24 protein-coding genes and 4 tRNA genes are annotated in these 22,281 nt (G+C 63.0%); 11 read left to right on the top strand and 17 right to left on the bottom strand.

What is annotated here, in order from left to right:
• Positions 1-83 precede the first annotated feature (83 nt).
• The 3 genes from galU to PI990_RS14095 all read right to left on the bottom strand — a co-directional run bounded on the left by galU (position 84) and on the right by PI990_RS14095 (position 2,706).
• On the bottom strand, positions 84-923 hold the full coding sequence (galU, locus tag PI990_RS14105) for a UTP--glucose-1-phosphate uridylyltransferase GalU (RefSeq protein WP_021222492.1): 840 nt from the start codon (positions 921-923) through the stop codon (positions 84-86).
• A 49-nt stretch (positions 924-972) separates the two neighbouring features.
• Positions 973-2,334 carry a UDP-glucose dehydrogenase family protein gene (locus PI990_RS14100; protein WP_271661008.1) on the bottom strand — a complete coding sequence of 454 codons (1,362 nt, stop codon included), beginning with the start codon at positions 2,332-2,334 and terminating at the stop codon, positions 973-975.
• Between the two features lie 87 nt (positions 2,335-2,421).
• Complete coding sequence (locus PI990_RS14095; protein ID WP_021222490.1) at positions 2,422-2,706, bottom strand: hypothetical protein; 285 nt, start codon at positions 2,704-2,706, stop codon at positions 2,422-2,424.
• Between the two features lie 340 nt (positions 2,707-3,046).
• On the opposite strand from PI990_RS14095, the gene PI990_RS14090 reads away from it, so the two are divergent.
• Positions 3,047-3,235 (top strand): carbon storage regulator, encoded by a 189-nt coding sequence (locus PI990_RS14090; protein ID WP_021222489.1) that lies wholly within the window; start codon positions 3,047-3,049, stop codon positions 3,233-3,235.
• Between the two features lie 180 nt (positions 3,236-3,415).
• Positions 3,416-3,727 carry a hypothetical protein gene (locus tag PI990_RS14085; protein ID WP_271661007.1) on the top strand — a complete coding sequence of 104 codons (312 nt, stop codon included), beginning with the start codon at positions 3,416-3,418 and terminating at the stop codon, positions 3,725-3,727.
• Positions 3,728-3,911: 184 nt separating this feature from the next.
• On the opposite strand, the gene PI990_RS14080 is transcribed toward PI990_RS14085, so the two are convergent.
• The 8 genes from PI990_RS14080 to PI990_RS14045 form a co-directional block, all read right to left on the bottom strand.
• Positions 3,912-3,998, bottom strand: a tRNA-Leu gene (locus tag PI990_RS14080).
• A gap of 223 nt (positions 3,999-4,221) precedes the next feature.
• Positions 4,222-4,295: transfer RNA gene (locus tag PI990_RS14075), tRNA-Cys, on the bottom strand.
• A gap of 43 nt (positions 4,296-4,338) precedes the next feature.
• Positions 4,339-4,414, bottom strand: a tRNA-Gly gene (locus tag PI990_RS14070).
• Positions 4,415-4,482: 68 nt separating this feature from the next.
• Positions 4,483-5,043, bottom strand: coding sequence for a CDP-diacylglycerol--glycerol-3-phosphate 3-phosphatidyltransferase (gene pgsA, locus PI990_RS14065; RefSeq protein ID WP_021218990.1), 561 nt, complete (start codon positions 5,041-5,043; stop codon positions 4,483-4,485).
• A gap of 32 nt (positions 5,044-5,075) precedes the next feature.
• Positions 5,076-6,899, bottom strand: a complete 1,824-nt coding sequence (uvrC, locus tag PI990_RS14060; RefSeq protein ID WP_031287553.1) for an excinuclease ABC subunit UvrC — start codon at positions 6,897-6,899, stop codon at positions 5,076-5,078.
• Position 6,900: 1 nt separating this feature from the next.
• The gene (gene gacA / locus PI990_RS14055) at positions 6,901-7,545 is read right to left on the bottom strand and encodes a response regulator transcription factor GacA (RefSeq protein WP_031287554.1); all 645 of its coding nucleotides are present in this window, start codon (positions 7,543-7,545) and stop codon (positions 6,901-6,903) included.
• Positions 7,546-8,286: 741 nt separating this feature from the next.
• Positions 8,287-9,441 (bottom strand): alpha-hydroxy acid oxidase, encoded by a 1,155-nt coding sequence (locus PI990_RS14050; protein ID WP_271661006.1) that lies wholly within the window; start codon positions 9,439-9,441, stop codon positions 8,287-8,289.
• A gap of 84 nt (positions 9,442-9,525) precedes the next feature.
• Positions 9,526-10,449 carry a LysR substrate-binding domain-containing protein gene (locus PI990_RS14045; RefSeq protein ID WP_271661005.1) on the bottom strand — a complete coding sequence of 308 codons (924 nt, stop codon included), beginning with the start codon at positions 10,447-10,449 and terminating at the stop codon, positions 9,526-9,528.
• Between the two features lie 203 nt (positions 10,450-10,652).
• Between PI990_RS14045 and PI990_RS14040 the strand changes: the two genes are divergently transcribed.
• Positions 10,653-11,681, top strand: a complete 1,029-nt coding sequence (locus tag PI990_RS14040) for an ABC transporter substrate-binding protein (RefSeq protein WP_442969325.1) — start codon at positions 10,653-10,655, stop codon at positions 11,679-11,681.
• A 109-nt stretch (positions 11,682-11,790) separates the two neighbouring features.
• Positions 11,791-12,570 carry a hypothetical protein gene (locus PI990_RS14035; RefSeq protein ID WP_271661004.1) on the top strand — a complete coding sequence of 260 codons (780 nt, stop codon included), beginning with the start codon at positions 11,791-11,793 and terminating at the stop codon, positions 12,568-12,570.
• A 111-nt stretch (positions 12,571-12,681) separates the two neighbouring features.
• On the opposite strand, the gene PI990_RS14030 is transcribed toward PI990_RS14035, so the two are convergent.
• Positions 12,682-12,769: transfer RNA gene (locus PI990_RS14030), tRNA-Ser, on the bottom strand.
• 130 nt (positions 12,770-12,899) lie between these two features.
• Between PI990_RS14030 and PI990_RS14025 the strand changes: the two genes are divergently transcribed.
• From PI990_RS14025 to PI990_RS13995, 7 genes are all read left to right on the top strand, one after another.
• A complete protein-coding gene (locus PI990_RS14025) occupies positions 12,900-13,568 on the top strand; it encodes a Bax inhibitor-1/YccA family protein (protein WP_021219001.1) in 669 nt (222 codons plus the stop codon).
• A 105-nt stretch (positions 13,569-13,673) separates the two neighbouring features.
• Positions 13,674-14,066 carry a sulfurtransferase complex subunit TusD gene (gene tusD / locus PI990_RS14020; protein ID WP_184490254.1) on the top strand — a complete coding sequence of 131 codons (393 nt, stop codon included), beginning with the start codon at positions 13,674-13,676 and terminating at the stop codon, positions 14,064-14,066.
• 1 nt (position 14,067) lies between these two features.
• The gene (gene tusC, locus PI990_RS14015) at positions 14,068-14,427 is read left to right on the top strand and encodes a sulfurtransferase complex subunit TusC (RefSeq protein WP_271661003.1); all 360 of its coding nucleotides are present in this window, start codon (positions 14,068-14,070) and stop codon (positions 14,425-14,427) included.
• Positions 14,427-14,729, top strand: a complete 303-nt coding sequence (gene tusB, locus PI990_RS14010; protein ID WP_271661002.1) for a sulfurtransferase complex subunit TusB — start codon at positions 14,427-14,429, stop codon at positions 14,727-14,729. The genes tusC and tusB overlap by 1 nt, the downstream gene beginning before the upstream one ends.
• Positions 14,726-15,061 carry a TusE/DsrC/DsvC family sulfur relay protein gene (locus tag PI990_RS14005; protein ID WP_021219005.1) on the top strand — a complete coding sequence of 112 codons (336 nt, stop codon included), beginning with the start codon at positions 14,726-14,728 and terminating at the stop codon, positions 15,059-15,061. The genes tusB and PI990_RS14005 overlap by 4 nt, the downstream gene beginning before the upstream one ends.
• Positions 15,058-16,041: a glycosyl transferase family protein gene (locus PI990_RS14000; protein WP_271661001.1), complete on the top strand. Its 984-nt coding sequence runs from the start codon at positions 15,058-15,060 to the stop codon at positions 16,039-16,041. The genes PI990_RS14005 and PI990_RS14000 overlap by 4 nt, the downstream gene beginning before the upstream one ends.
• Before the next feature lie 88 nt (positions 16,042-16,129).
• Positions 16,130-17,131 (top strand): glutathione S-transferase family protein, encoded by a 1,002-nt coding sequence (locus PI990_RS13995; RefSeq protein ID WP_271661000.1) that lies wholly within the window; start codon positions 16,130-16,132, stop codon positions 17,129-17,131.
• Here the strand turns inward: PI990_RS13995 and cysG are convergent.
• The 5 genes from cysG to lolA all read right to left on the bottom strand — a co-directional run bounded on the left by cysG (position 17,119) and on the right by lolA (position 22,264).
• Positions 17,119-18,513 carry a siroheme synthase CysG gene (gene cysG / locus PI990_RS13990; RefSeq protein ID WP_021219008.1) on the bottom strand — a complete coding sequence of 465 codons (1,395 nt, stop codon included), beginning with the start codon at positions 18,511-18,513 and terminating at the stop codon, positions 17,119-17,121. The two genes, PI990_RS13995 and cysG, sit on opposite strands and share 13 nt — an antisense overlap.
• 116 nt (positions 18,514-18,629) lie before the next feature.
• On the bottom strand, positions 18,630-19,910 hold the full coding sequence (gene serS, locus PI990_RS13985; RefSeq protein ID WP_184490261.1) for a serine--tRNA ligase: 1,281 nt from the start codon (positions 19,908-19,910) through the stop codon (positions 18,630-18,632).
• Positions 19,911-19,926: 16 nt separating this feature from the next.
• Entirely contained in the window at positions 19,927-20,301 is a 375-nt protein-coding gene (crcB, locus tag PI990_RS13980; protein WP_271660999.1) for a fluoride efflux transporter CrcB, read from the bottom strand.
• On the bottom strand, positions 20,298-21,620 hold the full coding sequence (locus PI990_RS13975) for a replication-associated recombination protein A (protein WP_271660998.1): 1,323 nt from the start codon (positions 21,618-21,620) through the stop codon (positions 20,298-20,300). The genes crcB and PI990_RS13975 overlap by 4 nt, the downstream gene beginning before the upstream one ends.
• 17 nt (positions 21,621-21,637) lie before the next feature.
• Positions 21,638-22,264, bottom strand: coding sequence for an outer membrane lipoprotein chaperone LolA (gene lolA / locus PI990_RS13970; RefSeq protein ID WP_021219012.1), 627 nt, complete (start codon positions 22,262-22,264; stop codon positions 21,638-21,640).
• Between the last annotated feature and the right edge of the window lie 17 nt (positions 22,265-22,281).

The raw sequence follows: 22,281 nt of genomic DNA, 5'->3' as shown, positions 1-22,281 counted from the left end.
GGGCTGAAGCCCGGGCTGCGTGAATGCCGGAAACGACAAGGCCGCCCAGAGGCGGCCTTGTGGATGCGACTGGCAGGGCCTGATCAGTAGGCCTTGCCGGTCTTGTAGAGGTTTTCGAAGCAGTAGTTGGTCGCGTCGATGTAGCCTTCGGCGCCACCGCAGTCGAAACGCTTGCCCTTGAACTTGTACGCCAGCACGCAACCGTCCTGGGCCTGCTTCATCAGGGCGTCGGTGATCTGGATCTCGCCACCCTTGCCCGGCTCGGTTTCTTCGATCAGCTTGAAGATGTCCGGGGTGAGGATGTAGCGGCCGATGATCGCCAGGTTGGACGGGGCGTCTTCCGGCTTGGGCTTCTCGACCATGCTGTTCACGCGGTAGATGTCATCACGGATCATCTCGCCCGCGATCACGCCGTACTTGGAGGTCTCTTCCGGCGGTACTTCCTGGATGGCGACGATGGAGCAGCGGAACTGGTTGTACAGCTTGACCATCTGGGTCAGCACGCCGTCGCCTTCGAGGTTCAGGCAGAGGTCGTCCGCCAGGACCACGGCGAAGGGCTCGTCGCCGATCAGCGGGCGGCCGCTGAGGATGGCGTGGCCGAGGCCTTTCATTTCCACCTGGCGGGTGTAGGAGAAGCTGCACTGGTCGATCAGGCGGCGGATGCCGACCAGGTATTTCTCCTTGTCGGTGCCCTTGATCTGGTGCTCCAGCTCATAGCTGATGTCGAAGTGGTCTTCCAGGGCGCGCTTGCCGCGGCCGGTGACGATGGAGATCTCGCTGAGGCCCGCGTCGAGGGCCTCTTCAACGCCGTACTGGATCAGTGGCTTGTTCACCACCGGCAGCATTTCCTTGGGCATGGCCTTGGTGGCTGGCAGAAAACGGGTACCGTAACCAGCGGCCGGGAACAGGCATTTCTTGATCATGTTTAACCTTGAAAAGGTGGGGTGTTGGGCAAACTGCCGCGCAGTCTAATCAGGCCGCAGTCGCCTTACAATGCCCAGCTGCTGGGCGTCCGATGCCGCGATATAGAAACCCCATTCCAGCCAGCTGCGCCGGGTCATAGAGATTCCTGCCATCGAAGATGACCGGCATTTTCATCAGACCGCGAATCCGCTCGAAGTTCGGCTGGCGGAACTGCTTCCATTCGGTCACCAGCACCAGGGCGTCGGCATTTTCCACCGCCTGGTACGGCGAGTCGCCCAAGTGTAGCTGCCCGCTGGCGAGCTGCTCCGGGTAGCGCGCCGCCACCGCCGATACCGCCACGGGGTCACAGGCGCGAACGCGCGCGCCTGCGGCGAGCAGCGCATCCAGCAGCACCAGGCTCGGCGCCTCGCGCAGGTCATCGGTACCGGGTTTGAAGGCAAGGCCCCATACCGCAACGGTGCGCCCCCGCACGAAACCATTGAAGTGCTCGCGCACGGACTGGAACAGCAGGGTCTTCTGCAGCGCGTTACGCGCCTCGACCGCCCGCAGGATGCCGGGCTCGATGCCTTCCTGCTCGGCGCAGCGGATCAGCGCGCGCACATCCTTGGGGAAGCACGAGCCGCCGTAGCCGCAGCCGGCATAGATGAAGTGGGTGCCGATGCGCCGGTCGCTGCCGATGCCGCGGCGCACCTCCTCCACATCGACACCCAGGCGCGCACAGAGGCCGGCCATTTCGTTCATGAATGAGATGCGTGTGGCGAGGAAGGCGTTGGCGGCGTACTTGCTGAATTCGGCGGCACGGGTGGCCATCAGCAGCACCCGGTCGTGGTTGCGCGAGAACGGCGCGTAGAGGCGGCGCAGCAACTCGCCGGAGGCCGGGTCGTCACAGCCGATGATGATGCGGTCCGGCCGCATGAAATCGTCGATCGCCGAACCCTCCTTGAGGAATTCGGGGTTGCTCGCCACCGGCACGGTGAATGCCAGGTCACGCCTGGCGAGCGCCATGTGGATGCGATCGGCCACCCGCTCCGCCGTGCCCACCGGCACCGTGGACTTGTTCACCACCAGGCAGGGCCGCCGCAGCCTGGCGCCCAGCTGATCGGCCACCGCCAGCACGTGGGAAAGGTCGGCAGAGCCGTCCTCGCCGCTGGGGGTGCCGACGGCGATGAAGATGATCTCCGCCCGGTCGATGCCCTCCTCCAGCTGCGCACTGAAGCTCAGCTGGCCACTGGCGAGGTGCATCTTCAACATGGCTTCCAGGCCGGGCTCGTAGATCGTCGGCTCGCCGCGCTGCAGGCGTGCGAGACGCCAAGGATCGCGCTCGACACATACGACCCGATTGCCCATCTCGGCGAAACAGGCCGCCGCCACCAGCCCCACGTAACCCGCACCGACGACGCAAAGCTGCATGGCTCATCCTCCCTGTATGAATACAGGGATTGCAGCGGACTCCGGTGGCAGAACGGTGACAGCGGGATGACCGCGCCGTGATGGCGCTCAGCGCCCGTCGGCGGGAAGGTTGAGCTCGACCTCGACCAGGGTTTCGGTGGACTCATGGACCACGGGCTCGCCGGCGTAGGTGCCGAGGGTTTCCCAGTGCTGATCGAGGCCGGCGCCGATGGCCGCGAGGTGATCGATCATGCGCTGCCCGGCCTGTTTGATGGCCTGGTCGTCGCTGCGCATCATCTCGAACGACATTTCGGTCATCGCGGCGGTGAGGTGGGTGAGACTGCGGGTTGTGAGACTGAGCAGGCGAACCAACTGCTGTTCCTTGGATTCCATTCATGCACCTCTTGAACCTGACTCCTTCAGGCAGCACTCAGGCTAGCTGAAAAGCATGGCAACACATGCGCGGAGCCCAGTACTGCAAGAAAAATTTCAAATTTGAGCAGCCCGCCCGCGCAGGGGTTCAAACCCGGCGGGGAAATCGGACAAGCGGAGCCGCCCCTATCCTTCGTACGGAAAAGGCAAGCGCACAACCACGCATCCAGAAGGATGGAACTTCGAAACATGGCGATAGGTCAGGAGATCAGGTAGCTGCAATCCATGTCAGTCGGGACGTCATGCCGATTTCCGGAAGCGCTGCCGGAGTGCCCCACGACAACCCTATGGGAGATCCGTCATGCAGCTGTTCATCAATTCGGTCGGCGAACGCTTCGTCATAGAAGGCGGCATCACGGTGGAAGTGATCAGCATCCACGGGCATCAGGTGAAGTTCGGCATCGTCGCGCCGAAGAACGTTGCCGTGCATCGCAAGGAAGTCTACGAACGCATCCAGGCTGGCGTACCGCACCCCAAGCTGACGGCTTGAACCGGTCCTTTTACCCGTAGAACGAGGGGCGCGTGCGCCCTTTTCCGGCTGCAGTAATTCGGCCAAGCCAGCCCCTGCACGCAGCCAAGGGGCATCTCGTCGCACCGATCGAAGGTTCTTTGCGTTGAGGCCAGGTCACTTCTACGCTCCCTGAACATTTACTCCATGGAGGGCATCGCCATGTCATACGACCTCAATCGGGCGTACATCCAGGTTAGTGATATGCCGATTTTCGAAGCGTTCAAGGGCGCACCAGTGGCTGGCCACTTGATAGTCCGGGCCTGCGAGCTGTCGAATCGCGAATACGGCCACCGTCACCAGAAACTCGCAAAATCCTACAACATGAAGCATCCGCCCAGCGCTGACCGCATCTTCGCCGGCTACCTCGTGGTGCGGAACATCGACACCCCCGCACAATACGAAACCTGGATGCCCGGCCACGTCTTCGAAGACCTCTACAGGCCGGCCAAGGCAGCACGCGGCGCCGCTTAGCATTGAATGCCCTGCTGCCTCATCCAGGCGCAGGGCCTTTCACTTGCGGAATACCCAGATAGGGCTGAGCGCTCGGCTACCGCGTCGTCACCCCAACGCGCTGAATTGCGGCAATTTGTGGGAATTGCGGCAATAAAAACAACAAGGGCCTGCGCACATGATGCACGCAAGCCCTTGATTCGTATGGTGCCCGAAGCCGGGGTCGAACCGGCACGCTGTTACCAGCGAGGGATTTTAAGTCCCTTGCGTCTACCGATTTCGCCATTCGGGCGGTAGCGCTGAGCGATGGGAAGAGTGCCCTCCCTTTCGCGAGGGCAGGACTATATACAGCCACTCCTCCCCACGCAAGCCGACGAAAATACCCCGCCGGAAACCCTAAAGCATGCAGATCGGCAATCTCGGGCTCACCCGAAATCCCCCACCCTGCGCGCTCAAACAAAGAACAACGCATAAAAGAAAAAGCCCCACAGGCGTGAGCCTGCGGGGCTTTGTATTGGAGGCCAGAGTCGGAATCGAACCGGCGTACACGGATTTGCAATCCGCTGCATGACCACTCTGCCATCCGGCCTCAAACGAAGACGCCGCTTGGGGCGGCGTCTATCGTGACAATCTGGAGCGGGAAACGAGACTCGAACTCGCGACCCCGACCTTGGCAAGGTCGTGCTCTACCAACTGAGCTATTCCCGCTTTGTCTTGGTGACGGGCGCCATTCTATAGATTCATAAGCGCCCGTCAACCCCTTGATTCAAAAAAGTTTATTTCTTTTTCGGCTCGGTGCTGAGATGCGGCCAGGCGGCCAGCAGGTAGTGCAGCATCGACCACAAGGTCAGGCCGGCAGCGATGATCAGCAGCACATAGCCCACCAGCACCCAGAAGGTGAAATGCGGCGGGTTGGCCAGCAGGATCACCAGTGCCAGCATCTGCGCGGCAGTCTTCCATTTACCGAGATTGGATACCGCCACATGGGCGCGGGCGCCGATCTCGGCCATCCATTCGCGCAGCGCGGAGACGACGATCTCGCGGCCGATGATGATGGCGGCCGGCAGGCTCAGCCACAGGTTGTGATGCTCCTCCACCAGCAGCACCAGCGCCACGGCGACCATCAGCTTGTCGGCTACGGGGTCGAGGAAGGCGCCGAAGGGGGTGCTCTGCTCCCAGCGCCGGGCCAGGTAGCCATCGAACCAGTCGGTCACCGCTGCAACAGCGAACACCGCACTGGCTGCCAGGTAGCTCCAGGAAAACGGCATATAGAACAGCAGGATGAAGACGGGAATCAGCAGAACGCGCAGAACGGTGAGGAGATTAGGAATATTCATCGTGACAGCTGAACCGGAAATGAGCGGGCATTCTACTCGCTGTGCAGGGCTGCATAAATCGACTCTGCGAGCTTTTTGCTGATACCAGGCGCCTTGGCGATTTCCTCGATGCTGGCGCGGGACAGTTCCTGCAGCCCACCGAAGTGCTTTAGCAGCTCGCGCCGACGCTTTGGCCCCACGCCCGCCACCTCTTCCAGGCTGGAAGTCCGCCGAGCCTTGCCACGACGCGCGCGATGGCCCGTGATAGCAAAACGGTGGGCTTCGTCGCGGATCTGCTGGATCAGGTGCAGCGCGGGCGAGTCCGCCGGCAAGGTGAACTCATGGGCCGCATCGTTCAGGTAAAGGGTCTCGAAGCCGGGCTTGCGGGTCACACCCTTGGCGACACCCAAAAGGATGAGCTCGGGCACAGCCAGCTCCTGGAGCACTTCCTGCGCCATCGCCATCTGGCCCTTGCCGCCGTCGACCAGCAGGATGTCGGGGAGCTTGCCCTCACCTTCCTTGAGCTTGCTGAAGCGGCGGGTCAGCGCCTGGTGCATGGCGGCGTAGTCGTCGCCAGCGGTGACGCCTTCGATGTTGTAACGGCGGTAGTCCGACTTCAGCGCGCCTTCCGGCCCAAAGACCACGCAAGAGGCAACGGTCGCCTCACCACTGGAGTGGCTGATGTCATAGCACTCCAGCCGTTGCGGCGGTTCGTCCAGGTCCAGCACCTCGGCCAGTGCTTCGAACTTGTCAGCCATGTGCTGACGATTGGCGAGGCGCGCAGCCAGGGCCTGCTCGGCGTTGGTGACGGCCAGTTGCTGCCAGCGGGCGCGGTTGGTCCGCACCCGATGACTGATGCTCAGCTCCCGCCCACGCAGTTCGGCGATGGCCTGGATCAGCGTGGGGAAGTCCTCATGCACGGTATTGACGATGAGCTCCTGGGGCAGGTCGCGCTCCATGTTGCTCAGGTAGTACTGGGCGATGAAGGCCACCAGTACATCACCCACCTCTTCCTCGATAGCGACCTGCGGGAAGAAGTTCTTGCTGCCAAGCACTCGCCCGCCACGCACGCTGATCATGTGCACACAGGCACCGCCCGGGTTGACGATGGCAGCGACCACATCCACATCCCCGGTACCGCCTTCGATGCTCTGCTGATCCTGGACGCGGCGCAGGATGGCGACCTGATCGCGCAGCTCGGCGGCTCGCTCGAACTCCAGCCGCATCGAGGCCTGCTCCATGCTGCTGGACAGCTCCTCGGCCAGCGCATTGCTACGCCCCTCGAGGAACATCACCGAATGCCGCACGTCCTCGGCGTACTCGGCCGGCTCGACCAAATCCACGCACGGCCCCTTGCAACGCTTGATCTGGTATTGCAGGCAGGGTCTGGTGCGATTGCGGAAGTAGCTGTCCTCACACTGGCGCACGAGAAAGGCCTTCTGCAGCAAGGCGAGACTCTCGCGAATGGCCCCGGCGCTTGGATAGGGCCCGAAATAACGCCCCTTCCGCTTCTTCGCACCGCGGTGGATGCTCAGGCGCGGATACGGTCCATCGGACAGGTGCACATAGGGATAGGATTTGTCGTCGCGCAACAGGATGTTGTACGGCGGGCGCCACTCCTTGATCAGGGTCTGCTCGAGCAGCAGCGCCTCGGTCTCGTTGGCGGTGATGGTGGTTTCAATCTGCGCGATCTTCGCCACCAGGGCGGCGGTCTTGGGTGCCAGCCCGGTCTTGCGGAAGTAGCTGGCGAGGCGCTTCTTGAGGTTCTTGGCCTTGCCCACATAGAGGAGCTTGCCGCCCTCTTCGAACATCCGGTAAACACCCGGGCGCCCGCTGCAGGCGGCAAGGAAATCAGTTGCGTCGAAAATGTCGGGCATCTTAGCTGACGGCGTCCACCATGCCGTGGCGCACGGCCAGGAGGGCAAGCTCGACGTCACTGGAAATGGATAGCTTGTCGAAGATCCGGTACCGGTAGGTGTTCACGGTCTTGGGCGACAGGCACAGCTTGTCGGAGATGGTCTGCACCTTCTGGCAGTTGGCGATCATCAGGGCGATCTGGATCTCGCGCTCGGAAAGCAGGTCGAAGGGCGAGCCACTGGTTTGCGGCTGGAAGGATTTCAGCGCCAACTGCTGAGCGATCTGCGGGCTGATATAACGCTGCCCACCGAACACCTGGCGAATGGCCTGGACCATCTCTTCCAATGCCGCGCCCTTGGTGAGGTAACCGGCAGCACCAGCCTGCAGCAAACGCGTGGGGAACGGGTCTTCCTCGCAGACGGTAACGGCCACCACCTTGACGTCCGGATGGCTGCGCAACAGCTTGCGGGTCGCCTCCAAGCCGCCGATGCCCGGCATCTTCACGTCCATGAGCACGACATCCGGCTTGAGCTCACGCGCCTTCTTGAGCGCCTCTTCGCCGCTGTCGGCCTGCCCAATCACCTGCAGGCCGTCTATATCGGCCAGCATGCGCGTTATACCTGTACGAACCAGATCGTGGTCATCGACCACCAGTACCCTAATCAAGCGACACCTCGCAGTGCATCGCAGACCGCCTGGGCGGCTGGATTGTAGAAAGGCAGATACATTATCAAGACAGCCTCACAAGACCTAGCTTGATTCATCGCCGTCAAATAGCAAGCGCCAGGAAAACACAGTCCATAGGGGCTGACAATCGAGCACCAGGCAGGGAGACGCACTCTCAAGGTGGCACATCACAGCACCGCCTGAAAGTTATGGCTGCAATCGGGCGACCAGCGAACCGAAAGCGCGCGGCCGGCCTCGCCTTAGCGAGAATCTGCGGCCTCGATGCGTTGCTGCAAAACCTGCAATACGCCCCCCAGGCTCGGACATCTGCGGGAAATGCCCACTGCGGGCTGCCAGCAACCGCTGACCACAAGGAGAAAGCGCGGACAACCCAAGCTGGTTGCATGTCCACAAGGCGACGGCTTCGGCGGACATCAGCCAGGCGGGAGACCGCCGCGCCCCCGATAGCACCCGCAGCGGGATCGGCGGAAAGCCAGGCGCTGCCGCCATCTGCGCCAGTGTCTCGCGCTCGTTGCTTACTTCGTCTTATGGAGTGCGCCGTGTCAGCCAGCCTGGCGCTGCCCACCCAGCGTTGCTTCACGCTTTTCCGGCATGTGTTTCATGGCCATCCCTGCATGCGATATCGCGCTCCGATGCGACGATCCGTGGCAAGGATTCTCCACGCCGGCTCGACCCGGAAGCCAGTCATGGCAGGAAGCTGTTCCTTGCCGGGCATTTCATCTACGGCAATGGGAAGCTTCCCGGAACCAGGATGCGATGATCGAGTTCACGGACATCCTGGTAGCCACATAGCGCCAGCGTTAGGTCCATTTCTCGGCCGATGATTTCCAGCACCTTGTCGACCCCCTCCTCCCCCAAGGCGCCAAGGCCATAGAGATGCGCCCTACCGATCAGTGCGGCGCGAGCGCCGAGGGCCAGGGACTTGATCACGTCCTGCCCGCTGCGAATGCCGCCATCCAGCCAGACCTCCGCCTGCTCACCCACCGCCTCGGCTATGGCGGGCAGCGCACTGATGCTCGAAGGTGCTCCATCCAACTGACGGCCACCGTGGTTGCTGACGACCAAGGCGTCGGCGCCGAGGCTGGCGGCGATAAGTGCGTCCTCCGCGTCGAGAATGCCCTTGAGCACCAACTTGCCGCCCCAACGCTGCTTGATCCAGGCGATATCGCTCCAGCTGAAGCTCGGGTCGAACTGCTCCAGGGTCCAGGCGGCCAGCCGATGCAGATCATCCACCCCTTTCACATGCCCCATGACATTGCCAAAGTGATGACGCCGGGTACGCAACATACCCGCAGCCCAGCGGGGCTTGCAGAGGATATCCAGCAGATTGGCGGCAGTTAGCCGGGGCGGCGTGCTCAAGCCGTTTTTCAGATCCTTGTGGCGCTGACCGCTCAGCGGCAGGTCGAGGGTCAGCACCAGCGCGTCGCAGCCAGCGGCCTTGGCCCTGTCGATCAGGCTACCGACGAACCCACGGTCGCGCATGACATAGAGCTGGAACCAGAACGGCGCACCGACCGCGTCGGCAATGTCCTCCAGGGAGCAGATGCTGACCGTCGACAAGGTGTAGCGGATACCCGCACGCGCTGCTGCTCGTGCCGCCAGTATCTCGCCGTCGGCGTGCAGCATGCCGGCCAGGCCGGTGGGTGCGATGGCCAGCGGCATGGCCATGTCGATGCCAAGCATCCGGGTCGCCAACGAGCGATGCTCGATATCGCGGCCGACACGCTGGCGTAACTTGATCCGGGCGAAATCAGCCTGGTTCTCCCGGTAGGTGGTCTCGGTCCAGGAGCCGGCATCGACATAGTCGTAGAACATTCTCGGAACGCGTCGACGGGCCAGCGCACGAAGGTCTTCGACACAGGTGATGGTGGGCATGCAGTCCTCCTCAGGCGATCGGGGAGGATGCTAGCGAGCCAGCCTGTGGCGGATTAGGAAAAGAATTCCCGCTACCCAGGCGGATTATTCCGCGAGCAGTTCATCCATCTGCGCCTGCGACTGAGTCACCGCGTCACTGCAAATCGACCTCAACCACGCCATGAATGCATCGGCAGCCGGCGAGGCCTTCAGCAGCACCGCTTCGTAGTGATAGGAAGGCCGACTGCGCACACGCCCAAGGGGTACCAGTTGCCCGTCCGCCAACCACGGGCGAGCCAGCGAAGGCCGGGCGAGGACCACACCCTGACCATTGGCCGCAGCCTCCAGCATCATGCCCAGGTCGAGCAGCGCAGGCCCCTGGTCAGGCTCTGGCAGGGACAGCCCGGCAGCCGCCAACCAGGGCCGCCAGGGCTCAAGGGGAGAACGAAGAAGTGGCAGGCGACTGAAGTCCGGCGCGCTACCGGGCACCGAGAGCCGGGCCAGCAACTGCGGAGCAGCCAGGGGCTGCAGCCACTCATCGAGAAGCGGTAGAGCACATGAGCCCTCGGGGCTCCCGCCGAAGATATCGACATCACTCGTGCCATTCCCGGCGCCATTCAGCGGCGCCGTCACCTGGATTTCCAGATCGACACCAGGATGGGCCAGGCAATGCTCCGCCAGGCGGGGAATAAGGATTTGCCGCGCGAAGGTCGGCGGACAGGAAATGGCCAGGCGCTGCCGACGCTGCACCAGACGACTGTGCATGGGAATCGCCACAAGCTGCGTCATCACCGGCCTGATCTGCTCCAGGTAGACCTGCCCCTGTGCCGTCAATGACAAGGCGCCGTCACGGCGATTGAGCAACTGCACACCCAGCAACTGCTCGAGCCCGGAGACCCGCTTTCTCAGCGCACTGCCCGTCAGCGACAACTCCTCGGCGGCGCGCTCGAACGAGCCAAGGCGGACAGCGGCCACGAATGCCTGCATGGCATCCAGGGACGGCAGTCGATAGTTGCCATAGTCACTCATGTTTGCCCCCTACCCCGCTCATCCTCGTCAAACACAGTGGAACTCACGAGCGCGAATGTATCGGAAAAAACCTCCCTGCCTGCGGGAGGCTATTTCCACGCACCGCCAACAGCTCACCCCTAGGATGGCCCTGCATGCCGGACGGTGGACGAGAAGCCCTGATCGCCACCTTGAAATGACAACAAGAACAAGGGATCTCGATCATGCTCAAACCCTCAGCAGTCGCTTTCTTCATTGCCATCTCGGCGCTCGAAGCCCACGCCTCCACTTTGACCGTCGTATCCCTGGGCGGCCTGAACAAGCAAGCCCAGCAAGCAGCGTTCTACACGCCCTTTGAGCAAGCCCATGGCACCTCGGTGCGCTCGGACGACTACAACGGCGAGCTGGGCAGGATCAAGGCCATGGTCGCGACCGGCTCCATCAGCTGGGACCTGGTCGAGGTGGACCACGCCGACCTGCAGCGAGGCTGCGAAGAGGGCCTTTTCGAGCCCCTGCCACCACTGCAGCAATTGAACACCGAAGACCTGATCGACGATGCGATCAGCGAGTGCGGCGTGGGCATATTCATCTGGTCGACCGCCTTGACCTACGACGCCAAGGCGCTGGCAACCGCACCCAAAGGCTGGGCGGACTTCTGGGACCTGGACGCGTTCCCCGGCAAACGCGCCCTGCGCAAGGGCGCCAAGCTGACCTTGGAAATCGCCCTGATGGCCGACGGCGTGCCCTCCGAGCAGGTTTACGAGGTGCTGTCGAACCCCCAGGGCGTCGAGCGCGCATTCCGCAAGCTGGACCAGATCAAGCCCCATATCCAGTGGTGGGAAACAGGAGCTCAACCCTTACAGTGGCTGGCCTCGCGCGATGTCGTCATGACCTCCGGCTACACCGCCAGGGCGATAGGTGCGCGCAAGGATGGCTACGACTTCCCGGTGATCTGGGCCGGCAGCCTCTATGACATGGACAACTGGGCCATCGTCAAAGGCAGCCGCAATCAAACCGCCGCCCTGCAATTCATGCAGTTCACCGGCCAGCCCGATCAACAGGCACGCTTTGCCGAGATCATGCACAACGGGCCAGTGAACCTTCGCGCCCTCGACATGGTGAGCCCCGCTACGCGGGCGGACTTCCCCACCGCACCAGAGAACATCGCACCGGCGCTGAAGGTCGATGCGCAGTTCTGGCTGGACCACGGCGAGGAGCTGGAGCAGCGCTTTATTGCTTGGTCGGCTAAGTAGCACCTGCCAAGGCCACGGAGAACGTCATCCACGAGCAAGTACGGCGTGTTGCGTTGCAGGAGGAGCAACCGGATCCCTACCATCGCCGTACTTGCAACGAGGAAAACCCATGAGTGACAACGAACTGATCCAGCAACGCTCAAGCTCCGCAATGGCCTACGCGAACAAGCCCAGCGTTCTCGTCGAAGCCTTCAAGAAGTACGAAGGCAGCGTCCTGTTTCCCTATTTCGTCTGGGCGGTGAATCTACTGGGAGGCGGGACGATCGACCGGATCGCCTCCAATCATGTGGCCAGCTACAACATCAAGCGGCTGGACAGCCTCTTCGAGCACCTGGCAAGAAGAGTGGATCGCAACGCCCCGGACCCTGAATCAGAAGAATTCATGGCGGCGCTGCATGTATGCATCACCGCGCTCATGGGCAGCACGAGCCAAAGGAAGGCCAACTACTTCGCCGCCATCCTCGCGCATGCATGGATGAACAGCTCAACTGACTGGAACGAGCTTTCACAGGTGCTGAAACTCATCAGGGAGCTGGAGGACGTCCACATCATCATCCTTCGCGAAGCCGCGGCATTGGGGCAGGACGCACGCGGCAAGGCCACCATCTTCAGCGTGGGTCAGAGCACCCCGAATGCAATACCGCTGGACCCCAAGCTCACAGCCTTCGACCCGAACCTGATCGCACTGTGCATCTCCGAGCTCATTGCCAAGGGCCTGCTCAACGACTCGTTCACCCAGAGAACCAGCTTCAGCAATAACGGCGGCCGCCAAGCAGCAGAGCTGGTCTACTCACTCTCCGACCTGGGCAGATGGTTCATCAGAAGGATCCAGGATCCCGACATCAAGACTGGCAGTGGCGCGACATCGACCCTGTCGACCACGACCTGAGCGCCTGGCAACGCTTGAAGATGCAAGACCGTTAAACGCAAGACGGTCCAGGTAGCCAAGGCCCCAGAAACGACAAAGCCCCGAAGAACGGGGCTTTGCGGTGTAACTATATGGCGGAAGCGGTGAGATTCGAACTCACGGACAGTTTCCCGTCGGCGGTTTTCAAGACCGCTGCCTTCAACCACTCGGCCACACTTCCGCATTTGCGGGCCGCCATACTACCCGAACGCAACACGCTGTCAAACTCTCGCAACAGAGCCGGTGTCGACCTCTGTTATCATTTCGCTCGACTGCGGTCACGGACCCAATTTCTTGCAGGAGTTTTGCAGATGAGCGATCAAGATTACGTACTGAACCAGGCGCAGGCCGGCGGGCTCGAAGTCAGCCGTGTGCTGCGCAATACCTACGGGCTGCTGGCGCTGACCCTAGCTTTCAGTGGCCTGGTCGCCTATGTCGCGCAGCAGATGCGCGTCGCCTACCCGAGCATCTTCGTGGTGCTGATCGGTTTCTACGGCCTGTTCTTCCTCACCGTAAAACTGCGTAACTCGTCCTGGGGCCTGCTTTCCACCTTCGCCCTGACCGGTTTCATGGGTTACACCCTGGGCCCGATCCTCAACCGCTACCTGGGTATGCCCAACGGCGGCGAGGTGATCAGCTCGGCATTCGCCATGACGGCTCTGGTGTTCTTCGGCCTGTCCGCCTACGTGCTGACCACCCGCAAGGACATGAGCTTCCTCGGCGGCTTCATCACCGCGGGCTTCTTCGTCCTGATCGGCGCCATGCTGGCGAGCTTCTTCTTCGAGATCAGCGGCCTGCAACTGGCGATCAGCGCCGGCTTCGTGGTCTTCGCCTCGGTCTGCATCCTGTACCAGACCAGTGCGATCATCCATGGCGGCGAGCGCAACTACATCATGGCGACCATCAGCCTGTATGTATCGATCTACAACCTGTTCGTCAGCCTGCTGCAGATTTTCGGCGTGATGAGCGGCGACGACTGATAGCAACACCTTGCAAGAGCCCGCTTCGGCGGGCTTTTTCTTGCCTGCAAAACCTGGACGCAAGCCGTATCATTGCGCCCAGCAATCCTGTGTCGAAGCACCCTCATGAAATTCGCCATCGCCCTCTTCGCCCCTGCCCATGCGCCCTCCTCCCGCCGCGCCCTGCGCTTCGCCGAGGCCGTACTGGACGGTGGCCATGAAATTACCCGGCTGTTCTTCTATCAAGATGGCGTCCACAGCGCCTCCGCCAATGTGGTGACCCCACAGGACGAACCAGACATTGCCCGCGACTGGGCCAATCTTCTGGCCAACCACCAACTGGACGGTGTGGTTTGCATCGCTGCCGCCCTGCGCCGCGGCGTGATCAACCAGGAAGAGGCCGAACGCTATGGCCGCGCAGCCGCCAACCTGGCGCCGGGCTGGGAACTCTCCGGCCTGGGCCAACTGCATGAGGCTGCGCAGATGGCCGATCGCCTGATCTGCTTCGGAGGGAATTGATATGGCCAAGTCCATGCTGATCATCAGTCGCAGTGCGCCCTGGGCCGGCCCCGGTGCCCGTGAGGCGCTGGATATCGCCCTGGCGGGCGGCGCCTTCGACCTGCCGCTGGCAATGCTGTTTCTGGACGATGGCGTCTTCCAGCTCACCAGCAACCAGGCGCCTGCAAAACTGCAGCAGAAAGACCTGACCGCCAACCTGCAGGCCCTGCCGCTGTTCGGCGTGGAAGCCCTCTACGCCTGCGCCTACAGCCTGGACAAACGTGGCCTGACCGCCGACGGACTGAACCTTCCCGTCGAGGTCCTGGATGATGCAGCCCTGCGCTCCCTCATCGGGCGCCATGATCAGGTAATCACCCTCTGATGAGCACATTGCACGTTCTTTCCCATTCGCCATTCGGTGACGACCGCTTCACCAGCTGCCTGCGCCTGCTGGGCGAACAGGATGCGCTGCTGCTCAGCGGTGAAGCCGTCCAGGCCCTGCGCCAGTCGACCGCTCCGCTTGAGCAGCTGGAGGCCCTCCCGGCCGGCATCGCTCTTTTTGCCCTGGAAGAAGATGTGGCCGCGCGTGCGCTCGGCGCCCTGCCCTCGCGCATCACGCCGCTCGACTACCCGGGGTTCGTGGCGCTTTGCATCCAGCACGACAAGGTGAACAGCTGGCTATGAGCAGCCTCGACCTCAACGGACAGTGCATCCCGCTGGACAAGGACGGCTACCTGCAAGAGTTGGCGGACTGGTCCCCAGCGGTCGCAGAAGCCCTGGCCCTCCGCGAAGAAATCACGCTACGGGCCGAGCATTGGGAAATCCTCGATTTGCTGAGACGTTTCTACGCTGAATTCCAGCTGTCGCCAGCCAATCGCCCGCTGATCAAGTACGTCGCCCAGCAGCTCGGCCCGGACAAGGGCAACAGCCTGCATCTCAACCACCTATTCAAGGGCGCCCCGGCCAAGCTTGCCGCCAAGCTCGCCGGCCTGCCCAAGCCGACCAATTGCCTATGACTCCCGCCGCCCCCGTTGAACACCCCTTCGCCCAGTTCGTGCGCATCCTCGGCAAGGGCAAGCGTGGCGCCCGCCCCATGACCCGCGAAGAAGCTCGCGAAGCCATGGGCATGCTACTGGACGGCAAGACAGAAGACAGCCAACTGGGCGCCTTCCTCATGCTGCTGCGGCACAAGGAAGAAAGTGCCGAAGAGCTGGCCGGCTTCACTGAAGCCTTTCGTGAACGCAACGACGCTCCGGCCATTCCCGTGGACATCGACTGGCCCAGCTACGCGGGCAAGAAGCGCCACCACCCCTGGTTCCTGCTGGCCGCCAAGGCACTGGCCCATGGCGGCGTGCGCATCCTCCTGCACGGCGGCGGCCTGCACACGGCGGGCCGCATCTACACCGAGCAATGCCTGGAGCTGCTCGGCATACCCGACTGCACGAACTGGCAGGACGTCGCCCTGGCACTGGACCAGCAGAACCTCGCGTTCATCCCGCTGGGCGCCTGGTCGGCACCGCTGCAGCGGATGATCGACCTGCGCAACATCCTCGGCCTGCGTTCGCCGATCCACTCGCTGGCACGCATCCTCAACCCGCTGGGCGCACGCTGCGGGCTGCAGAGCATCTTCCATCCGGGCTATCAGGCAGTGCACCGTGAAGCCAGCCGGTTGCTCGGCGATACGGCAATCGTGATCAAGGGTGAAGGCGGAGAGATCGAGGTCAACCCGGATGCCACCTCCCACCTATACGGCACCCAGGGCGGCAGCGACTGGGACGAGGAATGGCCGGCCCTCTCGCCCCTGCGCCATGTCAAACCCGAGCGCATCGAGGCGGCACAGCTGCTGGGCGTGTGGGACGGCAGCATCGAAGACAGCTACGCCCGCCTGGCCATTCTCAGCACCATGGCCCTGGCCCTTCGTGGCCTGGGCAAACCCCGGGATAAAGCCTTCAGCGAAGCGGAAACGCTGTGGGCCAACCGGAATCGTTCGATTTAATCGATCAAAGACACTTTGAATTTGCGCCATTCAATCGACTCAACACCATTAGACTCAGCCCAATTTCCAACTTCAGAGGGTCAGAGCCATGGGATTGCTGGTCGAAGGCAAATGGCAGGACAAGTGGTACGACACCGCCAAAGACGGTCGCTTTCAACGTGAAAGCGCGCGCCGGCGCAACTGGATCACCGCTGACGGGTCGCCCGGCCCGAGCGGCAAGGGTGGCTTCACCGCCGAGCCCGGCCGCTACCACCTCTACGTGTCGCTGGCCTGCCCCTGGGCCCACCGCACGCTGATCTTCCGCAAGCTGAAAGGCCTCGAAAGCCTGATCGATGTTTCCGTGGTCAGCTGGCTGATGCTGGAGAACGGCTGGACCTTCGATCGCAGCCACGGATCGAGCGGCGATACCCTCGACGGCCTGGATTACCTCCATCAGCGCTATACCCGCGATGACGCCGGCTACACCGGCCGCGTGACCGTGCCGCTGCTGTGGGACAAGTTCGAAGGGCGCATCGTCAGCAACGAGTCCTCCGAGATCATCCGCATGTTCAACTCGGCCTTCGATGGCCTGACCAATGATCGCCAGGACTTCTACCCTGAACACCTGCGCAGCGAAATCGACGCGCTGAACGAACGCATCTACCCGGCGATCAACAATGGCGTCTATCGGGCAGGCTTCGCCACCACCCAGGACGCCTATGAGGAAGCCTTCGGCGAGCTGTTCAATGAATTGGATGCCCTGGAAGCGCTACTGGGCGAGCGCCGCTACCTGGCCGGAAGCCACCTGACCGAAGCCGACTGGCGCCTGTTCACCACGCTGATACGATTCGATGCCGTCTACAACGGGCACTTCAAGTGCAACCTGCGTCGCCTCGCCGACTACCCCAACCTCTCCGGCTGGCTGCGCGAGCTGTACCAATGGCCCGGAGTGGCCGAGACGGTGAACTTCCAGCACATCAAGAGCCACTACTACGGCAGCCACCGCACCATCAACCCGACCGGGATCATTCCCGTCGGCCCGCTGCAGGACTTCAGCCAACCCCATGGGCGCGACCGCCTACCAGGCAAGGGCGTGGCTCAGTCGGCCTGAGCCCCTTCGAACCAGGCGAGCTTGTCACGCAGCTGCACCACCTCACCCACGATAACCAGCGTGGGGGCGTGAACCTCGTGCTCGGCGACCAGTTGCGGCAGGTCGCCGAGGGTGCCGGTAAAGACTCGCTGGTTGCTGGTGGTGCCCTGCTGCACCAGAGCGGCTGGCGTATCCGCCGAACGACCGTGGCGGATCAGCTCGCTGCAGATGCTCGGCAAGCCGACCAGCCCCATGTAGAACACCAGGGTCTGGCCAGGTGCGACCAGGTCCGACCAGGGTAGGTCGCTGCTGCCGTCCTTGAGGTGGCCGGTAACGAAGCGAACCGACTGCGCATAGTCGCGATGGGTCAGCGGTATGCCGGCATAGGCAGCGCAGCCCGACGCCGCGGTGATGCCTGGCACCACCTGGAAGGGGATGCCATTGGCGGCCAGCTCACCGATTTCCTCGCCGCCCCGACCGAAGATGAACGGATCACCGCCCTTCAGGCGCAGCACGCGCTTGCCTTGGCGCGCCAGGTCGATCAGTTGGCGATTGATTTCGTCCTGGGGCACGGCGTGCTCCGAGCGGCGCTTGCCAACGTAGATGCGCTCGGCATCACGACGGCACATCTCGACGATGGGACCCGCCACTAGGCGGTCGTAGAGCACAACATCGGCTTGCTGCATCAGACGCAAGGCGCGGAAGGTCAGCAGATCGGGATCACCCGGGCCCGCACCCACCAGGTAAACCTCACCCAATGCCTGCTTGGCTCCACCACCAGCCACGCGCTCCTCGAGCATGCGCTCGGCTTCGGCCGGTTGGCCGGCGAGCATGCGCTCAGCGATCGCCCCCTGGAAAACGTCCTCCCAGAACACCCGACGCTGCTGCACATCAGGGAAGAGCGCCTTGACCCGGCTGCGAAAGCGGCTGGCGAGCCCGGCTAGCTGGCCATAGGCGGAAGGGATCCAGGTTTCGATCTTGGCGCGGATCAGGCGTGCCAGAACCGGTGCATCCCCCGCGCTGGAGACGGCAACGATCAGCGGCGAGCGATCGACAATGGCGGGGAAGATCACGCTGCACAGGGCCGGCGCATCCACCACGTTCACCGGCACGCCGCGTGCCTGCGCATGCTGTGAAATCAGTGCATTGAGCGGTTCGTCATCCGTGGCGGCAATGGCCAGCACGCACTGATCGAGATCCGACTCTTCGTAACCACGAAGATGGGCCTGCCCCTGCGACGCCTGCACCAGTTCACTCAGCTGGCCGTCGATCTCCGGCGCCACCACACGCAGTACCGCACCGGCATCCGCCAGCAGGCGAGCCTTGCGCAGGGCGACTTCGCCTCCGCCGACGACGAGCACCTGGCGGCCCTGGAGGTTATGGAAGAGCGGGAGGAAATCCATGGGGAAGCCTTGCTGCAGTGGTTGCCGTGGAAAACGACGCCCGCATCCGGGGAGAACCGGAACGCGGGCGCCTGGGAGCACTCAAGCCACTCCCACCGAAGCGGGAGCGATGAGGATCAACCGATGATTTCGATACCGCCCATGTAGGGCTTGAGTACATCCGGCACGCGGATGGTGCCATCCGCCTGCTGGTAGTTCTCCAGCACGGCCACCAGGGTACGACCGACTGCCAGGCCGGAACCATTGAGGGTGTGCACCAGTTCGGGCTTGCCGGTTTCCGGGTTGCGGTAACGGGCCTGCATGCGGCGAGCCTGGAAATCACCACAGTTGGAGCAGGAGGAAATCTCGCGGTACTTGTCCTGGCTCGGCACCCAGACTTCCAGGTCATAGGTCTTGGTGGCGCCAAAGCCCATGTCACCGGTGCACAGGGCCAGGACGCGGTACGGCAGCTCGAGCAGCTGCAGGACCTTCTCGGCGTTGCCGGTCAGGCTCTCCAGCGCCTCGAAGGATTTGGACGGCTCGACGATCTGCACCATCTCGACCTTGTCGAACTGGTGCTGGCGGATCATCCCGCGGGTATCACGACCGGAGGCGCCGGCTTCGCTGCGGAAGCAAGGCGTGTGGGCGACGAACTTCAGCGGCAGCTGCTTGGCGTCGAGGATCGCGCCAGCCACGATGTTGGTCAGGGACACTTCAGCGGTGGGGATCAGGTACAGATCGGCCTCATCTTCGCGACCGATCTTGAACAGGTCTTCCTCGAACTTCGGCAGTTGGCCGGTGCCCTGCAGTGCGGGAGCCTGGACCAGGTAGGGCGTGTAGGCCTCTTCGTAACCGTGCTCGGCGGTGTGCAGGTTGATCATGAATTGCGCCAGGGCGCGATGCAGACGGGCGATGGGGCCACGCAGCAAAGCGAAGCGTGCACCGGAGAGCTTGGCGGCGGTCTCGAAGTCCAGCCAGCCATGGGTTTCGCCCAGGCTGACGTGGTCCTTGACCTCGAAATCGAAGCTGCGCGGAGTGCCCCAACGGCGAACTTCGACGTTGCCCTCCTCGTCCTCGCCCACCGGCACGGATTCGTGAGGCAGGTTGGGGATGTTCAGCAGCAGGTTGTCCAGCTCGACCTGGATGCTCTCCAACTCGCGCTTGCCCTCTTCCAGCTCATTACCCATGCGGTCGACATCCGCCAGCAGCGGTGCAATGTCTTCGCCACGCTGCTTGGCCTGGCCGATGGCCTTGGAGCGGCTATTACGCTCGGCTTGCAGCTGCTCGGTGCGGGTCTGCACGGACTTGCGCTGGTTTTCCAGGGATTCGAGGCGCGCCACGTCCAGTTGGAAGCCGCGGCTGGCGAGGCGGTCAGCCACTTCCTGGGTCTGGGTACGTACCAGTTTGGAGTCGAGCATGTGAGGTTCCCGTCTATCAGAATTTGGTCAGAGTCAGGCCTGCCCAGGTGGCGAGCAGGCCTCCCAGCACGCTTACCGCCGCATAGCCAAGGGCCAGGGGCAGTTGGCCGCTTTCCAGCAGGCGCAGCGTGTCGAGGGAAAACGAAGAAAACGTCGTCAGGCCGCCGAGGAAGCCGACCATCAGTCCGGCGCGGATCTCGACGGGCACTTCGGGCCGTTGCAGGAACAGGCCGTAGAGAAAACCGATGAGCAGGCAACCGACGATATTGACGGCAAGAGTACCGAGGTAGAAGTGGCGAGGCCAGTGGGCGCTCACCCAATTACCAGCGGCGAAGCGCAGCAGGGTGCCGGCGATGCCCCCCACCGCCACGGAAAGGACCAGGGGGATCATGGGCGCCTCTTCCTCGGGCTGCGGGCGTCGAGCCCGGCCAGGTGCTCCAGCTTGTCGCGGATCTTCAGCTCCAGGCCACGCGGCACGGGCTGGTAGTACTGGCGCGGCTCGATGTTTTCAGGGAAGTAGTCTTCACCCGCCGCATAGGCATCCGGCTCGTCATGGGCGTAGCGGTACTCATCGCCGTAGCCGAGCTGCTTCATCAGCTTGGTCGGGGCGTTGCGCAGGTGCAGCGGAACCTCATGGGAACCGTTTTCGGCGACATCGCGCATGGCGGTCTTGAAGGCGGTATAGACGGCATTGCTCTTCGGTGCGCAGGCCAGGTAGACGATGGCCTGGGCCACCGCCAGCTCGCCCTCCGGGCTGCCGAGGCGCTCCTGCACATCCCAGGCAGCCAGGCACAGGCTCAGAGCGCGCGGATCGGCGTTGCCGATGTCCTCGCTGGCCATGCGCACCACGCGCCGGGCGATGTAGAGCGGATCACAGCCGCCGTCGATCATCCGCGCATACCAATAAAGCGCGCCATCGGGACTGGAGCCGCGCACGGACTTGTGCAAGGCGGAAATCTGGTCGTAGAAAGCCTCGCCACCCTTGTCGAAACGACGGCGGCTGTCCCCCAGGAGGTTCTGTAGCAGCTCGGACTCGATATCGCTGTCGTCCTCGGCGAGGTCGGCCGCATTCTCCAGCAAGTTGAGCAGACGTCGGCCATCACCATCGGCAGCGGCGAGCAGAATGGCGAAGCTCTCGTCCGGCAGGCGCAGCTTGCGCTTGCCGAGCCCCTTCTCCTCGTTCAACGCACGGTCGACAAGCCGTCGCAACGCGGCCTCGTCCAGGCTCTTGAGCACATAGACACGGGCCCGGGACAGCAGCGCATTGTTCAGTTCGAACGAGGGGTTTTCGGTGGTCGCGCCGATGAAGATCAGCGTGCCGTCCTCGACATAGGGGAGGAAGGCGTCCTGCTGGGACTTGTTGAAACGGTGCACTTCGTCGACGAAGAGGATGGTGCGACGACCGTACTGGGCCGCCTGCTGCTTGGCCATCTCCACCGACTGGCGGATTTCCTTGACGCCGGACAGCACCGCCGAAATCGTCTCGAAATGGGCATCACTGACCTGAGCCAGAAGCTTGGCCAGGGTGGTCTTGCCCACGCCCGGCGGCCCCCAGAAGATCATCGAGTGCAGCGCACCCTGTTCCAGTGCTTCACGCAGGGGCTTGCCCGGCGCCAACAGGTGCTCCTGGCCAACGTACTCGTCCAGACTGCTGGCGCGCAGGCGTGCGGCCAGGGGCTGGGCGATGGGCTCGGAACGGAACAGGTCCATGGCTGCGCGGAAACCTCTTATTCCTGAATGACGTCGGCGCCTTCCGGAACCTTGAAGTCGAACTGGGCGGCATCGATCGCCTGGTTCATCTTCACGCCGAGGAAGAGGATGTTGGTGCGCTGGCCGACGCTGTCGATCAGCTGCATGTCGTTGATCACACCGTTGCGGAAGGACAGGCGCAGGGTGTCGAACAGGGTGTCCTTGGCCTTGGGCGTGAGGATGAAGTCGACCACATCGCCACCTTCCTTGTGGGTGATCTCGAAGTTCTCGCTGATCTTCGACACGTCGCCCGACAACAGCAGCGCAGGTGTATGGGTCAGGCGCTGATCGAGGGTCTGGATGGTGACCTGCTGCAGGTCCGGGTCATACAGCCAGACCTTCTGGCCGTTGGATACCAGCAGCTGCTCCATCGGCTCGTCGGTGTGCCAGCGGAACAGCCCGGGGCGCTTGAGCACCAGCTCACCGGAGGTTTCCTGCAGTTGGGTGCCGGAGCCGTCCAGGGTCAGCTGGGAGAAGCGGCCGGTAATGGTCTGTGCCTTGTTGAGCATTTCAGTCAGGCGGGCGATGGCTACCTGGTCATCGGCCTGGGCCTGCAGGGCGCCAAGACTCAGCGCGGCAACGAGCAGCATGCGGATCAGTCGCATGGGGGTCCTCATCAGAA

The sequence above is a fragment of the Pseudomonas sp. TUM22785 genome (assembly GCF_028198105.1).
GTDB classification, from domain to species: domain Bacteria; phylum Pseudomonadota; class Gammaproteobacteria; order Pseudomonadales; family Pseudomonadaceae; genus Metapseudomonas; species Metapseudomonas solani.
Note: the sequence above shows the minus strand (reverse complement) of the source record. Positions and strands in the feature narration are given on the sequence as shown.